The sequence below is a fragment of the Bacillus sp. RHFS10 genome (assembly GCF_016757475.1).
GTDB lineage: Bacteria > Bacillota > Bacilli > Bacillales > Bacillaceae > Bacillus > Bacillus subtilis_G.
In genome coordinates this window covers 71,351-90,531 of sequence record NZ_JAESPO010000004.1, presented here as the reverse complement: position 1 = coordinate 90,531, position 19,181 = coordinate 71,351, and the positions used below count along the sequence as shown (strand labels likewise).

General features: G+C 43.3%; 20 protein-coding genes and 1 other annotated feature. Of the genes, 17 read left to right on the top strand and 3 right to left on the bottom strand.

Going from position 1 to position 19,181, the window contains the following annotated elements:
• Window positions 1–39 precede the first annotated feature (39 nt).
• A complete protein-coding gene (locus JMN17_RS14890) occupies window positions 40–219 on the top strand; it encodes a YjzC family protein (protein ID WP_087993455.1) in 180 nt (59 codons plus the stop codon).
• Between the two features lie 46 nt (window positions 220–265).
• Here JMN17_RS14890 and JMN17_RS14885 read toward each other — a convergent pair whose 3' ends face one another.
• Entirely contained in the window at window positions 266–451 is a 186-nt protein-coding gene (locus JMN17_RS14885) for a YjzD family protein (protein ID WP_087993454.1), read from the bottom strand.
• 247 nt (window positions 452–698) lie between these two features.
• Here JMN17_RS14885 and JMN17_RS14880 point away from each other — a divergent pair, with 247 nt between their 5' ends.
• From JMN17_RS14880 to comZ, 4 genes are all read left to right on the top strand, one after another.
• Window positions 699–1,433, top strand: coding sequence for a hypothetical protein (locus JMN17_RS14880; RefSeq protein ID WP_202328451.1), 735 nt, complete (start codon window positions 699–701; stop codon window positions 1,431–1,433).
• Between the two features lie 80 nt (window positions 1,434–1,513).
• Window positions 1,514–2,074: a hypothetical protein gene (locus JMN17_RS14875; protein WP_087993452.1), complete on the top strand. Its 561-nt coding sequence runs from the start codon at window positions 1,514–1,516 to the stop codon at window positions 2,072–2,074.
• 90 nt (window positions 2,075–2,164) lie between these two features.
• Window positions 2,165–3,118: a transcriptional regulator Med gene (gene med / locus JMN17_RS14870; protein WP_087993451.1), complete on the top strand. Its 954-nt coding sequence runs from the start codon at window positions 2,165–2,167 to the stop codon at window positions 3,116–3,118.
• A gap of 14 nt (window positions 3,119–3,132) precedes the next feature.
• Entirely contained in the window at window positions 3,133–3,324 is a 192-nt protein-coding gene (comZ, locus tag JMN17_RS14865; protein WP_003224559.1) for a ComG operon transcriptional repressor ComZ, read from the top strand.
• 29 nt (window positions 3,325–3,353) lie between these two features.
• Here comZ and JMN17_RS14860 read toward each other — a convergent pair whose 3' ends face one another.
• Entirely contained in the window at window positions 3,354–3,581 is a 228-nt protein-coding gene (locus JMN17_RS14860; protein ID WP_087993449.1) for a hypothetical protein, read from the bottom strand.
• A gap of 163 nt (window positions 3,582–3,744) precedes the next feature.
• Here JMN17_RS14860 and fabH point away from each other — a divergent pair, with 163 nt between their 5' ends.
• The 9 genes from fabH to JMN17_RS14815 all read left to right on the top strand — a co-directional run bounded on the left by fabH (window position 3,745) and on the right by JMN17_RS14815 (window position 13,603).
• Entirely contained in the window at window positions 3,745–4,683 is a 939-nt protein-coding gene (gene fabH, locus JMN17_RS14855; RefSeq protein WP_087993448.1) for a beta-ketoacyl-ACP synthase III, read from the top strand.
• A gap of 22 nt (window positions 4,684–4,705) precedes the next feature.
• Window positions 4,706–5,947: a beta-ketoacyl-ACP synthase II gene (gene fabF / locus JMN17_RS14850; RefSeq protein ID WP_087993447.1), complete on the top strand. Its 1,242-nt coding sequence runs from the start codon at window positions 4,706–4,708 to the stop codon at window positions 5,945–5,947.
• Window positions 5,948–6,024: 77 nt separating this feature from the next.
• On the top strand, window positions 6,025–6,810 hold the full coding sequence (locus JMN17_RS14845) for a DUF2268 domain-containing protein (RefSeq protein WP_087993446.1): 786 nt from the start codon (window positions 6,025–6,027) through the stop codon (window positions 6,808–6,810).
• A 190-nt stretch (window positions 6,811–7,000) separates the two neighbouring features.
• Complete coding sequence (gene appD, locus JMN17_RS14840; RefSeq protein WP_202328450.1) at window positions 7,001–7,987, top strand: oligopeptide ABC transporter ATP-binding protein AppD; 987 nt, start codon at window positions 7,001–7,003, stop codon at window positions 7,985–7,987.
• Entirely contained in the window at window positions 7,984–8,973 is a 990-nt protein-coding gene (gene appF / locus JMN17_RS14835; RefSeq protein ID WP_087993444.1) for an oligopeptide ABC transporter ATP-binding protein AppF, read from the top strand. The genes appD and appF overlap by 4 nt, the downstream gene beginning before the upstream one ends.
• Before the next feature lie 87 nt (window positions 8,974–9,060).
• Window positions 9,061–10,692 carry a peptide-binding protein gene (locus tag JMN17_RS14830; RefSeq protein ID WP_202328449.1) on the top strand — a complete coding sequence of 544 codons (1,632 nt, stop codon included), beginning with the start codon at window positions 9,061–9,063 and terminating at the stop codon, window positions 10,690–10,692.
• 74 nt (window positions 10,693–10,766) lie between these two features.
• Window positions 10,767–11,717 carry an ABC transporter permease gene (locus JMN17_RS14825; protein ID WP_087993443.1) on the top strand — a complete coding sequence of 317 codons (951 nt, stop codon included), beginning with the start codon at window positions 10,767–10,769 and terminating at the stop codon, window positions 11,715–11,717.
• 16 nt (window positions 11,718–11,733) lie between these two features.
• The gene (gene appC, locus JMN17_RS14820; protein ID WP_087993442.1) at window positions 11,734–12,645 is read left to right on the top strand and encodes an oligopeptide ABC transporter permease AppC; all 912 of its coding nucleotides are present in this window, start codon (window positions 11,734–11,736) and stop codon (window positions 12,643–12,645) included.
• Between the two features lie 205 nt (window positions 12,646–12,850).
• Window positions 12,851–13,603: a YjbA family protein gene (locus JMN17_RS14815; protein WP_087993441.1), complete on the top strand. Its 753-nt coding sequence runs from the start codon at window positions 12,851–12,853 to the stop codon at window positions 13,601–13,603.
• 238 nt (window positions 13,604–13,841) lie between these two features.
• On the opposite strand, the gene trpS is transcribed toward JMN17_RS14815, so the two are convergent.
• A complete protein-coding gene (gene trpS / locus JMN17_RS14810) occupies window positions 13,842–14,834 on the bottom strand; it encodes a tryptophan--tRNA ligase (RefSeq protein WP_202328448.1) in 993 nt (330 codons plus the stop codon).
• Window positions 14,835–14,892: 58 nt separating this feature from the next.
• Window positions 14,893–15,106, bottom strand: a binding site (T-box leader).
• Window positions 15,107–15,578: 472 nt separating this feature from the next.
• Here trpS and oppA point away from each other — a divergent pair.
• The 3 genes from oppA to oppC all read left to right on the top strand — a co-directional run bounded on the left by oppA (window position 15,579) and on the right by oppC (window position 19,180).
• A complete protein-coding gene (gene oppA / locus JMN17_RS14805; protein WP_202328447.1) occupies window positions 15,579–17,216 on the top strand; it encodes an oligopeptide ABC transporter substrate-binding protein OppA in 1,638 nt (545 codons plus the stop codon).
• Window positions 17,217–17,323: 107 nt separating this feature from the next.
• Entirely contained in the window at window positions 17,324–18,259 is a 936-nt protein-coding gene (gene oppB, locus JMN17_RS14800; RefSeq protein ID WP_087993438.1) for an oligopeptide ABC transporter permease OppB, read from the top strand.
• Between the two features lie 3 nt (window positions 18,260–18,262).
• Entirely contained in the window at window positions 18,263–19,180 is a 918-nt protein-coding gene (oppC, locus tag JMN17_RS14795; protein ID WP_087993437.1) for an oligopeptide ABC transporter permease OppC, read from the top strand.
• Window position 19,181: the final 1 nt, after the last annotated feature.

Sequence of the window (19,181 nt, the reverse complement as noted above, 5' to 3'; positions counted from 1 at the left end):
AGGCGCATACTACAGCAAAAAGGAAAAGGAGGAAAAACAGTGGGTCAGCAGCATCAATTCCGTCCGGGACAGAAGGCGCCCAACAATGGCGTCTACGTTGAAATCGGCGAGACAGGTAGTATGGTTAAAAACCCGCAAAAGATCCATTTGTCAGCAGGGGATATGTTTCCTGAGACATCAAATCACAACCGGCTGTGGACATATAAAAGAAAGCCGTGATCAAGAAAAAACCCAAAACAATGAAATGTTTTGGGTTTTTGGCGTTTTAATGCTGGCTTGCATTTTTGTTCATAGGCATGATTTCTGCTAAAACCATGATCAAGACATACAGTACTACAGCAATGACAGATGATGTTTTGAATTGATACGCAACGCTGTTCATGCTGGCAACCAAGTAGCATGCCATATGTGATAAAAGGAACGTCCAAATAAAGGCAATAATATATCGCACGTTTCCACCTCGTCCTTCTCATTCTATTCTAAAAGCTATCATACCATACAAAAAGCGAAGGGGGAATCCAATTTTAGAAGAAAAATGAGGTGACAAAAGAGTCTGATTCGATACACTTTAAATAAAACAAAAAACATCGAATGGTATAATAGCCAAAACTCATAAAGGCTAGGACTTTACCTTATTCGTTTCTTTTCTTTTTACATAAGATAGCGTGAGATGAAGTGTGAAAGGAGGCGGGCAAGCGATGGGAATAACGGAAAGGTACTTTCAATTGGGAACGGAGCAGAATGTGATTCATCTGCCCTATCGCCCAAACGGCTTTGGCATCTTTATCTTGGGGGACAGAACCCACTTTGTCGGAAATGATTCAAGCTTTTGGCTGCAGCATTACGGCAGAAATCAGCTTCTGAACATGCTAAGGAATGAAGGATACACTCTTTTTAACAGCAATCTCTACGGAAGGCATTGGGGCGCGAAAAAAGCGGTCGCCTATGCCAAACAGCTGATACATTCCGTTCTGAAGCAGGAAATACTCAATCCGAAGATTCATATTTTAGCAGAAGGAATGGGTGCTCTCGTGGCCGATGAACTACTTCGTTTTTCCCCGGATCATATCCGTTCAGCCGCAATGTTGAATCCTTGTCTCGATCTTCAGGCTCATTATGAATCAGAGAAAGAAAATAAATTTTTCTATAAGCAATTTTTGAAAGAGGTATCGGAAAGCTGCGGAATAACTGAAAAAGAAGCGGAAGCGTTCCGTTACAAAACAATTGAAAGCTATCCGAGCGGCGTGCCGGTTCATATATGGCAGCGAATGACCGGAGCGCCCTATCCATACAGCGTACATGCGGAAGCATTCAAGGAACAACAGCAAAAGCGAGGTTCACCAGTCGACATGACATTTCACTTATTTGAGCATCCAAGCAGAATTTATGCATCAATCTGCAAATTCTTTCACAGTCATGAAAAAGAGTTATAGAGAATACAATAACAACAGCCTTCTCTTTTGCGGAGGCTGTTTTGCTTTGGAAATGAAAAACCGGAAAGGCGGCAGATGCAATGGAATCAACGCTGATTGTAGGTGCGGACGAATTTTTCGGCCTTTCATTATGCGAGCGAATGATGGATGAAGGCATACATGTTGACGTTATTCTGGCGGAAACAGAAGATGAAAATAGACAAATGTACTTAGAAGAAAGACTCTTGTGGCTTGGGAGAAATGGACTCTTTCGCCAGCTTGAACGCATTGGAGATCAAAAATATGATACAATTTGTATCCAGTTCGGCGGCTTTTTGCCTTTAGACCAATTTGATTCCCCCTATATATTAGTATATGAACAAGACCGAAAAGAATGGGAAAAACGTGAAAAGGCAGGCTCAGAAAAAGCGGTGATCCTGCCGAAAATGTATGGACCGTGGAAAGAAGAAACCGAAGAAGACGGCTGTTACACAGACGATGTCGCTGAGGAGCTGCTGAGGTTCCTGCTTGAACCAAGCCTCGAAAAAAGCAAAGATCAGATTTTCGATTTGCAAGTCACAGAAAAAACCACAAAAGAAGAAGCAAAAACAAAAATAATCGAGTGGAAAAGACAATTTTCATCAATTTTCGACAAATATTAAGAAAAACCTTCCATGTTTCGAGTTTTCTAGATACAATAAACGTATAAAAATGATACATGTTATAGCTTGTCAAAAGGAGTTGAACATGACTTGATCACAAGGCTTGTCATGATCTTTTCTGTCCTCCTTTTATTAAGCGGATGTGGACAAACTCCGTTTAAAGGAAAAATTGAGAAGGTCGGCATGCTCTTTCCTGATACGATTAACGATCTCGTATGGGGCACAAAAGGGTATAAAGGATTACTGAATATACAATCAAAATACAATGTGGACGTCTACTATAAAGAAGGCGTAAAAACAGATGAAGATATCATAAATGCGATTGAGGATTTTCATAAGCGGGGCGTCAATCTTCTCTATGGCCACGGGAGTGAATATGCAGAAGTGTTTAACTTGGTCAGCGAAGATTATCCGGATATGGAATTCGTCATTTCCAATGCGAAAGCGAAAGGCGATAATGTGACGAGTGTCCATTTCAGCGGCGAAGCAATGGGCTTTTTTGGAGGAATGACAGCTGCCCATATGTCGAAAACAAATCAGGTCGGCGTCATTGCTTCCTTTACGTGGCAGCCAGAGGTTGACGGTTTTATCAAAGGGGCCAAATATGAAAATCCGGATATAGAAGTAAACACGAAATATACGGCTCATTGGGATGATGATACGACGGCAGTAAAGCTTTATCAAAAAATGAAGAACGAAGGCGCGGATGTTGTGTATCCCGCTGGAGACGGGTATAATGTTCCTGTCATTCAGCAAATCAAAAAAGACGGCCTCTATGCCATCGGCTACGTCACAGATCAATCAGAACTGGGTGAGAATACCGTATTAACCAGCACTGTGCAAAATGTGGACAAGGCCTATGAAATCATCGCTGAGCAATTCAACAAAGGCTCCCTTGAAGGCGGCGATCATTACTACGACCTGAAAACCGGAGTTGTTGAAATGGGAACATTCAGCCCGCTAGTCGATAAAGACTTTCAGCATAGAATCGCCAAGCTGATCAAAACGTACAACAAAACAGGCGAACTGCCAAAAAACGAGTAATGGAGTGACGTCATATGCAGCATGAAAAATCACTGGAGTTCTTGCAAATTGCCATGAAATATCTTCCTGAAGCGAAAGAACAGCTTGAAAAATCAGGCATTGAGCTGTCAATGGAGGCCATACAGCCGTTTATGAATCTTTTTACCACGGTAATGGCTGAAGCTTATGAGCTTGGCAAGTCTGACGCAAAATCTGAAACCGAATAAGAAGAAGCCACTTTTGTGAAAGTGGCTTTTCACATGATTTTCTTTTTAATAGCGGAAATCATAGGCGCAAGCTCCTTTAAAGCGGGCTTGATTTGATCAACAGAGTTCATAATTGAACCGATTTGGTCCATAATATGCATGTAATGATTCGTCTCTTCTTCGTTTGCCTGGGAAACCTCCTCTTGCTGTTCTTCCTTCTCTGCTGTTTGTTTTGCGGAATCGCCGAACATCATCTTTGAAAACACATCCAACTGCATACGCCTCCTTTCTATATACAATACTCTATGATTAAGATGAACTGATAGTTTAGACGAATATATTGCCATGTGAAAAAAAATAGGATAGAATTAGTACCTGATACTAATAATTGATCACAACTGATTGATCTTCTAAATTTACAATATAAAGGAGTCTTCCCTTATGAAAGCTGGAATACTTGGTGTTGGTCGTTACATTCCTGAGAAGGTTTTAACAAATCATGATCTTGAAAAAATGGTTGAAACTTCTGATGAGTGGATTCGTACCAGAACAGGAATAGAAGAAAGAAGAATTGCCGCAGATGATGTGTATTCATCACATATGGCTGTTGCAGCAGCGAAAAAGGCGCTGGAACAAGCTGAAGTCGCGGCAGAGGATCTGGATATGATCCTGGTGGCAACTGTTACACCTGATCAGTCATTCCCTACGGTCTCTTGTATGATTCAAGAAGAGCTAGGCGCGAAGAAAGCGTGCGCTATGGATATCAGCGCGGCTTGTGCGGGCTTCATGTACGGGGTTATAACCGGTAAACAATTTATTGAATCCGGAACCTATAAGCATGTTCTTGTTGTCGGTGTAGAAAAGCTCTCAAGCATTACAGACTGGGAAGACCGAAATACAGCAGTTCTGTTTGGAGACGGAGCAGGCGCTGCGGTAGTCGGACCAGTCAGTGATGACAGAGGAATTCTTTCATTTGAACTAGGAGCAGACGGCACAGGCGGTCAGCACTTGTATCTGAATGAAAAAGGACATACAATCATGCATGGACGAGAAGTTTTCAAATTTGCAGTCCGCCAAATGGGAGAATCATGCGTAAATGTCATTGAAAAAGCCGGACTCTCAAAAGAGGACGTCGACTTTTTGATTCCGCATCAGGCGAACATCCGCATTATGGAAGCCGCTCGCGAGCGTTTAGAGCTTCCTGTCGAAAAGATGTCTAAAACCGTTCATAAATATGGAAATACTTCTGCCGCATCCATTCCGATCTCTCTTGTAGAAGAATTGGAAGCCGGTAAAATCAAAGACGGCGATGTGGTCGTCATGGTAGGGTTCGGCGGAGGATTAACATGGGGCGCCATTGCAATTCGCTGGGGCCGCTAAAAAAAGGTGAGGTGCACACTAGATGAGTAAAAAAAGAGTAGTTGTTACAGGACTTGGAGCATTATCTCCGCTTGGCAACGACGTTGATACAAGTTGGAATAACGCAATCAACGGTGTGTCCGGAATCGGTCCGATCACTCGTGTTGATGCTGAAGAATATCCGGCAAAAGTAGCTGCTGAATTAAAAGACTTCAATGTTGAAGATTATATGGATAAAAAAGAAGCCAGAAAAATGGACCGCTTCACACAATATGCGGTCGTAGCTGCGAAAATGGCGGTTGAAGACGCGGATCTTAACATTACCGATGAGATCGCGCCGAGAGTCGGCGTTTGGGTAGGCTCCGGTATTGGAGGACTTGAAACACTAGAGTCTCAATTTGAAATCTTCTTAACGAAAGGCCCGAGACGAGTAAGCCCGTTTTTCGTGCCAATGATGATTCCGGATATGGCGACAGGGCAGATTTCCATCGCATTAGGAGCAAAAGGGGTTAACTCTTGTACGGTTACAGCATGCGCTACAGGAACGAACTCCATCGGTGACGCGTTTAAAGTCATTCAGCGCGGTGATGCAGATGTTATGGTCACAGGCGGAACAGAAGCGCCGCTGACAAGAATGTCATTCGCGGGCTTCAGCGCCAACAAAGCGCTGTCTACTAATCCAGATCCGAAAACAGCAAGCCGCCCGTTCGATAAAAACCGAGATGGCTTTGTCATGGGTGAAGGTGCAGGGATTGTTGTTCTTGAAGAACTTGAACATGCTCTGGCCCGCGGCGCTAAGATTTACGGAGAAATTGTAGGCTACGGCTCAACGGGAGACGCTTATCATATCACAGCGCCGGCCCAAGACGGTGAAGGCGGAGCGAGAGCAATGCAAGAAGCCATTAGAGATGCGGCCGTTTCTCCTGAAGACATTGATTATATCAATGCTCACGGGACAAGCACGTATTACAATGACAAATACGAAACAATGGCGATTAAAACCGTTTTCGGCGAGCATGCCCATAAACTTGCGGTAAGCTCTACAAAATCGATGACAGGCCACCTCTTAGGAGCAGCTGGCGGAATTGAAGCGATTTTCTCTGTGCTTGCCATTAAAGAAGGTGTGATCCCGCCGACAATCAATATTCAAACACCAGACGAAGAATGCGATTTAGATTATGTGCCTGATGAAGCCCGCAGACAGGATCTCAATTATGTTCTAAGCAACTCATTGGGATTCGGCGGACACAATGCAACATTAATCTTTAAGAAATACCAATCATGATCACGCCACACCGGCTGCCCTAAAGGGTAGCCGGTTTTTTTGTGTGCGCATAGGATAAAAAGAGGAGGCGATCACATATGAGTGTGGAACAAACATACAGCTGGCTCGGGAAGGCCGCGTCAATAGATGATTTGGCGCATTACATTGTCCCGCTTTTTTCAGGTGTGGAGAAAAAGAACTGGAAAGGCATTCTGGGGCACCTTCAGCATCATGGAATGTTTAAAAACATAAAAGAGGGCATCCATACTGCTTCCGAGCTGAAAGAAAAAGGTTTTTTTGAGCATATTCAAAAAGAAGAACAGTACCTTAAAAACAAATGGCAAGGTCCCGATGTGCCGATTGTCACACTGCCGGTTGACGAACGAAACAGGAGAATCCGTTTAGAATTCGGATCAAAATCAGGACTCGCTTTTCAAGACAAAATGTTCCTCTTTCTCTCGTCAGAGTTGGATTTTGCGTCAGTTTCTGCCCTGATGACACATGAATATCATCACGTTTGCAGGTTAGATCGTCTGACAAAAGATGAAAAAGATGTCACATTACTTGATACAATCATCATGGAAGGGCTTGCAGAATATGCTGTTTATGAGAGGTTCGGCCGAAGTCAAACGGCTGAATGGGCATCTTGGTATACCCCGGAGCAGCTGCAGGCTTTATACGAGAAAAAAATTGCACCCAACCAGGATATCAAACGGGACAATCGATTATTCTCACAGCTGTTATTCGGCAAAGGATATCAGCCCAAAATGCTTGGATACGCAGTCGGATTCAATATAGTAAAAAAATATTTAACAGCCAACAAAGCAAACACGGCAGACGGACTGTCCATTCCTGCTGAAACCTTTTTGAATGCAACGCTTTAAAAGAATAAAATAATGGAATTTTGTTAATAATATTACATTTATCCTAAAAAATTCTTGATTTTGCAAAATGATTGTAATAATATACAACTATAAAATTTTTCGATAATTCATTATTATTTATTATTTCTGAATAAAGGGATTGCTTTCTCTTGAAAATGTTTGACAACAAGAGGGGGAAAGGGGAGCTAGCATGGGCACACTTTTAGAAGTGAATAATTTAAAGACTTATTTTTTTAGGAAAAAGGAGCCGATCCCTGCGGTTGACGGAGTCGATTTTCACATCAGCAAAGGCGAAACCGTAGCGCTTGTAGGTGAATCGGGCTCCGGAAAAAGCATTACTTCTTTATCCATTATGGGCCTCGTCCAAAGCTCAGGCGGAAAAATCATGGACGGCTCTATTAAACTCGAAGACAGAGACCTCACCTCATTCACTGAAAATGACTATTGCAAAATCCGCGGAAACGAAGTATCTATGATCTTTCAGGAACCAATGACCTCCCTTAATCCGGTGTTAACAATCGGAGACCAAATTACCGAAGTGCTGATTTACCATAAAAACATGAAGAAAAAAGAAGCCCGCCAAAAAGCTGTTGAACTTTTGCAGATGGTCGGTTTCTCCCGGGCAGAGCAAATGATGAAGGAGTATCCGCACCGGCTGTCCGGCGGAATGAGGCAGAGGGTAATGATTGCCATCGCACTCAGCTGCAATCCTAAACTGCTCATTGCCGATGAACCGACGACAGCGCTGGATGTGACAATACAATCCCAAGTTTTGGAACTCATGAAAGATCTTTGTCAGAAGTTCAACACGTCAATTCTTCTCATCACACACGACTTAGGTGTCGTGTCGGAAGCAGCTGACAGAGTAATTGTCATGTACTGCGGACAAGTCGTGGAAAACGCCACCGTCGACGACTTATTTTTAGAGCCGCTTCATCCTTACACAGAAGGCCTGCTGACGTCGATTCCCGTCATAGATGGGGAGATTGATAAATTAAATGCGATTAAAGGCAGCGTGCCGACACCGGATAACCTGCCGCCGGGGTGCCGTTTTGCCCCAAGGTGCCCGAAAGTCATGGATAAATGCTGGACAAATCAGCCTTCGCTTTTGACGCACAAAAGCGGAAGAACGGTGAGATGCTTTTTATATGAGGAAGAGGGTGCCGAACAATCATGACTGCAGCTAATCAAGAAACAATCTTAGAGCTACGTGACGTAAAAAAATACTTCCCAATCCGCTCAGGCTTTTTTCAAAGAAAAGTCGGCGATGTAAAAGCGGTGGACGGTGTTTCATTTTCGTTAAAAAAAGGAGAAACACTCGGGATCGTTGGTGAGTCGGGCTGCGGAAAATCGACTGCCGGCAGGACGATGATCAGGCTGTACAAACCGACAGAAGGCCAAATCCTTTTTAAAGGGCAGGATATCTCCAATTTGTCAGAGGAGAAGCTACGGAAAAGTGTCCGCAAAAATATTCAAATGGTTTTCCAAGATCCGTTTGCTTCTTTGAATCCAAGAAAAACGCTGCGTTCTATCATTAAGGAGCCGTTACATACGCACCACATGTATACGATGCGTGAACGAAACGAAAAAGTCGAAGAACTGCTTGCGAGAGTAGGCCTCCACCCGTCGTTTGCCAGCCGTTATCCCCATGAATTTTCCGGCGGCCAGCGTCAGCGGATCGGCATCGCCAGAGCGCTCACTTTGAATCCGGAACTGATCATCGCAGATGAGCCGGTTTCCGCACTTGATGTATCCATTCAGGCCCAAGTGATTAACTTAATGGAAGAATTACAGGAAGAATTTAATCTGACGTATCTATTTATCTCTCATGATCTAAGTGTCGTCCGCCATATCAGCGACAGAGTCGGAGTGATGTATCTTGGCAAAATGATGGAACTGACCGGCAAGCATGAGCTTTACGACCATCCGCTACACCCTTACACCCAAGCTCTTCTATCATCCGTTCCGGTTACAAGAAGAATAGGCTCTGTCAAACGTGAACGCATCGTCCTGAAGGGAGAACTGCCAAGTCCGGCTAATCCGCCAAAAGGCTGCGTTTTCCATACGAGATGCCCTGTTGCAAAGCCGATATGCAAGGAACAAATACCAGCATTCAAAGAAGCTGCTCCCAGCCACTTTGTGGCTTGTCACCTTTATAGCTAATGTTGCCCGCACAGCTTTGAGAGGGGGTATGCACACTACATAAACAACAGCTGAGAAGAACGAACATTTCAAGAGGGGGAATATTGAATGAAAAGACGGAAAACCGCACTGATGATGCTAAGTGTATTGATGGTTCTGGCCATCTTTTTATCGGCCTGCTCGGGATCAAAATCGAGCAACAGCAGTGAGAAAAAATCAAACGGAAAACCGCAGCAAGGCGGGGATTTGGTTGTTGGTTCAATCGGAGCGCCAACACTTTTCAACTCACTATATTCAACTGATGAATCGAGCACAGATATTGAACAAATGATTTACAGCTTTTTAACAAAAACAGATGAAAACTTAAATGTCAAAATGTCACTGGCCGAAAGTGTGAAAGAGCTGGATGGCGGACTGAAATATGATGTGAAAATCAAAAAAGGTGTTAAGTTCCATGACGGAGAAGAGCTTACTGCCGATGATGTGGTCTTTACGTACAACATTCCATTGAACAAGGATTACAAAGGAGAGCGCGGCTCGAACTTTGAAATGCTGAAATCGGTAGAGAAAAAGGGAGATTACGAGGTTTTATTTACACTGAAGTACAAAGACCCTAACTTCTATAACAACACGTTAGACAGCTACGGAATTCTGCCGGAGCACATTTTAAAAGATGTACCGGTTGCAGAGCTTGAGGATAATGACTTTAATAGAAAAAATCCAATCGGCTCGGGTCCTTTCAAATTTAAGGAATGGAAAGACGGGCAATACGTCAAGCTTGTTGCTAATGATGACTACTATGACGGCCGTCCGTATTTAGACAGTGTCACGTATAAAATCATTCCTGACGCCAATGCTGCGGTTGCCCAGCTTCAAGCGGGAGATATCGATTTCTTTAACGTGCCTTCAACGGACTATAAGACAGCGGAATCGTTTAATAATGTCAAAGTCGTTACAGATTTGGCGCTGAGCTACGCGTATATCGGCTGGAATGAGAAAAACGAGCTGTTTAAAGACAAAAAAGTTCGCCAGGCGCTTACGACAGCTTTAGACCGTGAAACAATGGTGCAAACCGTATTGGATGGGGACGGTGAGGTCGCTTACATTCCTGAAAGCCCTGCTTCATGGAATTACCCGAAAGATGTAGAGGTTCCTAAATTTGAATACAATGTGAAAAAAGCGAAGAAGTTGCTGAAAGAAGCCGGCTGGGAAGATACTGACGGTGACGGTTTCTTAGATAAAGACGGTAAAAAATTCGAGTTTACACTGAAAACGAACCAAGGGAACAAAGTCCGTGAAGACATTGCAGTTGTTGTCCAAGAACAGCTGAAGAAAGTCGGTATTAAAGTAACGCCGCAAATCGTGGAATGGAGCGCGTTAGTCGAACAGACAAGTGCCCCTAACTGGGACTATGACGCAATGGTTTTAGGGTGGAGTTTGTCCACGTTCCCGGATCATTACGATATCTTCCATTCAAGCCAGTCTAAAAACGGCTTGAATAATATGTGGTACAAAAACCCTGAAGTTGATAAGCTTCTCAAAGATGCAAAATCAATCAGTGACCGTAAGGAATATTCTAAAGCCTATGAAAAAATTTATCAAAAGCTTGCTGAAGACCAGCCGTACACCTTCCTTTATTATCCGAACAACCATATGGCGATGCCGGCTAATTTAGAGGGTTATGTGTATCATCCGAAACGCGAGCTGTACCAAATTGAAAAATGGTGGCTTGCCCAATAAATTTCCCTTGCAGGGGAGGGAGCGCGTTTCCTTCCCCTTTAATTTTGAAAAAGAACAACGAAGGGGACAAGAATATGGTTACATATATCATTCGAAGAACGCTATCTTCGATTCCTATTTTATTGGGAATTACAATTTTGTCTTTCGTTATTATGAAAGCCGCTCCAGGAGACCCGATGACGCTTATGATGGACCCGACGATCAGCCAGGCAGACAGGGCGCAGTTTATTGAAAAATACGGCCTCAACGATCCTGAGTACGTTCAATATTTAAAATGGCTCGGCAATATGGTTCAAGGGGATTTCGGCACGTCCATCATCAGAAAAGGGACGCCTGTTTCAGAACTGATTTTAGCACGGCTGCCCAACACACTCCTCTTGATGCTGGTGTCAACGATATTGGCGCTGATCATTTCCATCCCATTCGGAGTCATTTCTGCAAAAAAACCTTATTCGAAGCTGGACTACGGTATTACGTTTACTTCATTTATCGGTTTGGCGATCCCGAATTTTTGGTTCGGACTGATTTTAATTATGGTGTTTGCCGTGAATCTCGGCTGGTTCCCGACCGGGGGAGTTGCAACGCTTAATGCGGATTTTAGTTATGTAGACCGGATTCATCATTTGCTTTTACCCGCTTTTGTGCTGGCGACAGCTGATATGGCAGGCTTAACGAGGTATACAAGATCCAATATGATCGATGTTTTAAACCAAGACTATATCCGGACTGCCAGATCAAAAGGTTTCAAAGAGAATCGAGTATTGTTTAAGCATGGCTTGCGGAATGCGCTATTGCCTGTTATTACGATCTTCGGTTTAATGATTCCCTCCTTTATCGGCGGAGCGGTTGTCGTAGAGCAGATTTTCACTTGGCCGGGGCTAGGAAAGCTGTTTGTCGATTCGGCATTCCAGCGCGATTATCCGGTTATCATGGCAATGACTGTGATCTCGGCGGTTCTTGTCGTTGTCGGAAACCTCATTGCAGACATCCTTTACGCGATTGTTGATCCGCGGATCGAATATTAAAAGGAGGGAAACAGAGATGTCAGAGCTGCAAACAACTCCCTCGCCGGAGATCAGGCTGAAAGAAAATATTTCGAAAAAACCAGAGACGATGACCAAGATTTTCTGGGAAAAATTCTCGAAAAACAAACTGGCCATTCTAGGTGCCGTCATTCTGTTTATCATTATTATGTCGGCTGTTTTCGCTCCTTTAATTGCGCCTTATCCCCAAGAGCAGCAAAGCCTGCTTGATAAATATAAGGCGCCGGGCCTTGAACATCTGATGGGAACAGATAAATTCGGCCGAGATATTTTCAGCCGAATCTTGTATGGGGCGCGTGTCTCTTTATTGGTTGGTTTTGCGTCAGTAGTCGGTTCGATTTTGATCGGAACGGTTTTAGGGGCGTTAGCGGGATATTTCAGAGGAATAGTCGATGCTGTCATTATGCGTCTGGTCGACATTGTATTATCCATTCCTGATATCTTCTTGCTGATCACGCTAGTTACCATCTTCAAGCCCGGTGTGGACAAACTGATTTTAATTTTCTGTCTCACCGGCTGGACAACAACGGCACGATTGGTAAGAGGAGAGTTTCTATCGCTTCGTTCAAGGGAATACGTTCTGGCTGCTAAAACAATCGGAACGAAGACTCACAAAATTATCTTTTCACATATTCTCCCCAATGCGTTAGGACCGATTATTGTGTCAGCAACATTAAAGGTAGGTTCAGTTATTCTCGCTGAGTCAGCGCTGAGCTACTTAGGCTTCGGGATTCAGCCGCCAATCGCAAGCTGGGGAAATATGCTTCAAGACGCACAAAATTTCACAGTGATGATTCAGGCATGGTGGTACCCATTATTTCCCGGGCTATTTATTTTAATGACCGTTTTATGCTTCAACTTTGTCGGTGATGGCCTGCGAGATGCATTGGATCCAAAAAATATTAAATAAAAATGAAAACAATATTTGTTACAAAATGTAACGAAAATAGAAGAAAAGCAGGTCTCTTTTTGTCAGAAAATCTACAAAGAGATCTGCTTTTTGTGATTCTGATATTAACCCAGCGATTCCAGATTTCCTCAACTTCTTTGGAATAATTTCTCTGTCCCTTGCCTATACTGTGGACAACAGTTTTTATAAAAGTGAGGGGTTAGAGATGTTATTTCTTCATGATGTGTGGGTCAATTGGTTTGAAGGGGAAGAAAATGGCTACAATGTTTGCCACTTTCACGAATGGCGCAAGGAAGATACGGTTGAGCTTTTGGATCAGGTGCCGCTGTTAAGGGTGCCGTCGGTACTGTTTCATTACATAGAAAACGATTTATCTGAGCTTCCTAAAGATTTACTTGAAGATATACATCAGAAATCGTACATTCGGAAAAATCATGAGCGGACAAAGCTTGAGTATTGTTTTGTCGTAACAGACGGAATCGGCATTTTGGCTGTTGACACAATCGGCTACACGATCCCTGTCAGAAAAAGCCGTCTGATCCCAAGGCAGGAGCAGCTCGTTTATGAAATGGTAAAAGATGTAGAGCCTGAAACATATGAATTTGAGCCAAAGAAGCTCGAATCCTCCAAAGAATATCATATTTTATCATTAGCACCAGAGCACGTCAGAGGGCTGACAAGAAAAGAACGGCAAATCAAGCAGTTGATGTTTATGGCGCTGGACCAATTAAAAGGGCTGGAAAACCGCGCTGAAATCGGCTACTGGTACACAGAATGGAACCCGCATATGTATGAACAAATCAAACGGATGAGCTTTGAAGAGATTTGGGACATGCTGTATAACGAAACAATTGAAGGCTGGTCGGACAAGCATTTAGCTTTTTGCGAAAACCTGATAAAAGGACAGCCTTTTTTCGAAAAGCTATGGGAAATGGAAAACGAATCAAAGGTAAACTGAAAAAAACTGCTCATTGCCAAGAGTGGTTCAGCGTGTCGACAAACCCTCGCATTCGTTGTCAGGCCTGCGCGTCGGTGCTCACGAATTCCTACATTCGCTGTGCTCCGATGCTCGCCCTTCCTAGACTTCAAGGGTTTTCAATCACGCTGAAAAGACGACAAAGTCCTAAAACGAAAACCGTTTTAGGACTTTGTCTACAATCTGAAAAACCGCTCTTTGCCAAGAGCGGTTTTTTGAATTAGCGTCTTTTTCGGCCAAGACCCATGGCGTTCTCCATTTTTTTCAGCATTTTGTTCGCTGTCCGGTTCGCACGTTCCGCGCCTTCATCAAGAATACGGTCTAATTCATCAGATTCAATCAGTTCATGATAGCGATCCTGAATCGATTTTAATGCGTTAACCACGACTTCTGCCAAATCCCCTTTAAACTCGCCGTAGCCTTTCCCTTCGTACTTAGCTTCAAGCTCTTGAATCGTCGTATTGCCGAGGATTGAATAAATTGTAAGAAGGTTGGAAACGCCCGGTTTATTTTCCTTATCAAATGTCACAATGCCCTCAGAATCTGTCACAGCGCTTTTGATTTTCTTTTCAAGAAGCTTTGGTTCATCCAGCAAGGTAATATAAGATTTCTGGTTCGGATCGGATTTGCTCATTTTCTTCAGCGGATCATTCAGAGACATGATGCGTGCGCCGACTTTTGGAATTTTCACTTCCGGAACCGTAAAGATGTCGTTATATTTTTTGTTGAAGCGTTCTGCGAGATTCCGCGTCAGCTCAAGATGCTGCTTTTGATCCTCGCCGACAGGCACAAGATCCGTTCCATACAGCAGAATATCGGCGGCCATCAGCGGCGGGTACGTTAGCAGGCCGGAGACGACAGCTTCATTGCCTTTGGACTTGTCTTTAAATTGAGTCATCCGTTCAAGCTCGCCGATATACGCGACACACTGCATCATCCATCCGGCCTGCGCATGCGCGGGAACCTCTGATTGAATAAACAATGTTGCTTTTTCTGGATTAAGCCCGACAGCTAAGTATAGCGCCGCCAGACTGCGGATATTCTTTCTGAGCTGAATCCGGTCTTGAGGCACGGTGATCGCATGCTGATCCACGATGCAAAAATAGCTGTTATAATCATTTTGCAGTTCGACAAATTGCTTCATTGCACCGATATAGTTGCCGAGCGTAACAGATCCGCTTGGCTGAATACCTGAAAAAATCGTTTGTTTCATGAAAACATCTACCTCATTTCTTAAAACATAATAAAAAGGCTCATTCTTCCCCTGTAAAAAAAGGGACGAATGAACCGTGGTGCCACCCTGATTATTCCATTAAAATGGAATCACTCTGACGTTTTTAACGGAGACTGCTCCGGCTGAGCCTACTTTTTAGGATTCGGTCAGCTGCTCCAAAGTCCATTCCACATTGCCCGTTATCTGCTCCCAGCACCGCAGACTCTCTTCAAACAGGTGAAATGTGTACTACTCTTTTTCATAGCACGCTTTTCTTTTGATTGCTTCATTATAAATCAATTATAACCAATTGTCATCATGAAAAAACATTCTTTTCCCAGTAACATGGTAATGATATAAAAATCACGGACGCGCAGGCAAATCCCTAAATGATAACTGCTATCAGCGTGAAAACAGCTAGATATTATATGTAAAAAGCAATATGGGAAGAAAAATGATTAAATAGTTTTTAATCAATTTATGCTTTAAATGGTAGAAGGATATTATGTTCGTGGAAGAAAAACTAACGAAGTTCAAATATTTTAAATTGATAAAATAATATTGCAATAAATTATTTGTTTCATTATAATGAACTTGTTCACTCTATTGTTACAGCTTTTTTACAAAAATAATCAGAAAAGACGGAACAGAATAAAAGTTATGGAAACACAGGTTCATTTGTCTGATATTTCTGAGGATTTAGCCGTAATGAGCTGAAAAAATTATATTAGGGGGTTTGCGAATATGAAAAAACGTTGGTCGATTGTCACGTTGATGCTCATTTTCACTCTCGTGCTGAGCGCTTGCGGCTTTGGCGGCAGCGGATCAAACGGTGAAGGAAAAAAGGACAGTAAAGGAAAGACGACACTTAACATTAATATTAAAACTGAGCCGTTCTCCTTACATCCGGGATTGGCAAATGATTCAGTATCAGGCGGTGTCATCCGTCAGACTTTTGAAGGATTGACACGCATCAATGCAGAAGGAGAGCCTGAAGAAGGCATGGCTTCTAAAATTGAAACGAGCAAAGATGGAAAGACATATACGTTCACTATTCGTGATGGCGTGAAATGGTCTAATGGTGACCCTGTAACAGCACAAGATTTTGAATATGCTTGGAAATGGGCGCTTAATCCTAATAACGAATCACAATATGCTTACCAGCTTTACTACATAAAAGGTGCTGAAGCGGCGAATACCGGCAAAGGCAGTCTTGATGATGTGGCAGTAAAAGCTGTAAATGACAAAACGCTGAAGGTTGAATTAAATAACCCAACTCCATATTTCACTGAATTAACGGCGTTCTATACGTATATGCCGATCAACAAGAAAATTGCAGAGAAAAATGATAAGTGGAACACAAATGCCGGAGAAAATTATGTTTCAAACGGGCCGTTCAAAATGACGGCATGGAAACACAGCGGATCTATTACTCTTGAGAAAAATGACCAGTATTGGGAACAAGACAAAGTCAAACTGAAGAAAATTAAAATGGTTATGATCAACAATAACAATACAGAACTGAAAAAATTCCAAGCTGGTGAACTTGATTGGGCTGGTTTGCCGCTCGGACAGCTTCCGACTGAATCGCTCCCTACTTTGAAAAAAGATGGTTCTTTACATGTTGAGCCGATGGCAGGTGTGTATTGGTACAAATTCAATACTGAAGCGAAGCCGTTAGACAACGTCAATATCCGTAAAGCATTATCTTATGCGATTAACCGCCAATCAATTGTTAAAAACATTACACAAGGTGAACAAATCCCGGCAATGGCTGCGGTGCCGCCGACAATGAAGGGGTTTGAAGATAACAAAGAAGGCTACTTCAAAGACAACGATGTCAAAACGGCAAAAGAATACCTTGAAAAAGGCCTGAAAGAAATGGGCTTAAGCAAGGCATCTGACCTGCCGAAAATCAAATTGTCTTATAACACTGATGACGCGCATGCGAAAATCGCTCAAGCCGTACAAGAAATGTGGAAGAAAGATTTAGGCGTGAATGTTGAGCTTGATAACTCAGAATGGAATGTATATATTGATAAGCTTCATACCCAAGATTATCAAATCGGCCGTATGGGCTGGCTCGGCGACTTCAATGATCCTATTAACTTCCTTGAATTGTTCCGTGACAAAGACGGAGGCAATAACGATACTGGCTGGGAAAATCCAGAATTCAAAAAGCTTCTGAATCAGTCACAAACTGAAACAGATCCAACAAAACGTGCAGAGCTGCTGAAAAAAGCAGAAGGTATTTTCATTGATGAAATGCCGGTTGCGCCAGTTTATTTTTATACGATTCCTTGGGTGCAAGACGAAAATCTGAAAGGAACCATCCTTACTGGAACCGGAGAAATTTATTTCAGAAACGCGTACTTTCAATAAGTCTTATTTGTGAAAACAATAACCTCAAGGTATATGGGGACCTATTTCCCATATACCTTTCTTACTGAAAGAGTATAAAAATGTAAAAACCATGGAGGTGTTCCCCCTTGCTAAAATATATCGGAAGACGCTTAGTCTATATGATTATCACATTATTTGTGATTGTAACTGTGACATTCTTCTTAATGCAGGCAGCACCGGGCGGGCCATTTTCAGGTGAGAAAAAGCTTCCGCCTGAAATTGAAGCAAACTTAAATGCGCATTACGGTTTGGACAAGCCGCTGTTTGTACAATACGCCAGTTATTTGAAATCAGTTGCAATGTGGGATTTCGGACCGTCATTTAAATATAAAGGTCAGAGTGTTAACGACCTGATCAGTTCAGGTTTCCCCGTTTCATTCACTCTCGGAGCAGAGGCTATTCTCCTCGCTTTAGCGTTTGGTGTATTGTTTGGGGTCATAGCAGCTCTTTACCATAATAAGTGGCAGGATTATACCGTCGCGATTTTAACGATATTCGGTATCTCAGTTCCGAGCTTTATCATGGCGGCTGTTCTGCAATATGTGTTCTCCATGAAGCTTGATCTGTTTCCTGTTGCGGGCTGGGAGTCCTGGGCATACACCTTTTTGCCTTCAATCGCACTTGCTTCCATGCCGATGGCGTTTATTGCCAGACTTTCCCGTTCAAGCATGATTGAAGTGTTAAACAGTGATTATATTCGCACAGCGAAAGCAAAAGGGCTGTCCCGTCCAGCAGTTACAGTGCGGCACGCCATCCGAAACGCGCTTTTGCCAGTCGTTACATACATGGGCCCGATGGCCGCGCAGGTCTTAACGGGGAGCTTTATTATTGAAACGATTTTTGGGATCCCAGGGCTGGGGTCACACTTCGTAAACAGTATTACAAACCGCGATTATACAGTCATTATGGGTGTAACGGTATTCTTCAGTGTCATCTTGCTATTGTGTGTATTAATTGTGGATGTGCTATACGGCATTATTGATCCAAGAATCAAGCTTTCCAAAGCAAAGAAAGGAGCCTAGGCCATGCAAAACATTCCGAAAAACCTGTTTGAACCAGCCGCAGCGAATGCCGGCGATGCAGAAAAAATCAGTAAAAAGAGCCTTTCCCTCTGGAAAGATGCGATGCTTCGCTTCCGCAGCAATAAGCTTGCAATGGTCGGGCTTATCATTATTGTTCTCATTATCCTTATGGCGATTTTTGCGCCGCTGTTCTCAAAGTATGATTATTCGACTACTAATCTCTTAAATGCGGATAAGCCGCCTTCAAAAGACCATTGGTTCGGAACAGATGACCTTGGACGGGACATTTTCGTCCGTACATGGGTAGGTGCGCGAATCTCGATCTTTATCGGTGTAGCGGCCGCTGTTCTTGATTTGCTGATCGGCGTGATTTGGGGAAGCATTTCAGGCTTCCGCGGAGGCAGAACGGATGAAATTATGATGCGTATCGCCGATATCCTTTGGGCAGTTCCTTCATTATTAATGGTCATCTTACTGATGGTTGTTCTGCCGAAAGGGCTGTTAACCATTATTATTGCCATGACCATTACGGGCTGGATTAATATGGCCAGAATCGTACGCGGTCAAGTGCTCCAGCTGAAAAATCAGGAGTATGTGCTTGCTTCACAGACACTCGGCGCAAAAACATCCCGTCTGCTGTTTAAACATATCGTGCCAAACGCGATGGGTTCCATTTTGGTTACGATGACATTGACAGTTCCGACTGCGATTTTTACAGAAGCCTTTTTAAGCTATTTGGGACTTGGTGTTCCGGCTCCGCTGGCAAGCTGGGGAACGATGGCTTCTGACGGATTGCCTGCATTGACCTATTATCCGTGGCGTTTATTCTTCCCTGCCGGTTTCATCTGCATTACGATGTTTGGCTTTAACGTGGTCGGCGACGGATTAAGAGACGCATTGGATCCTAAGTTACGTAAATAAG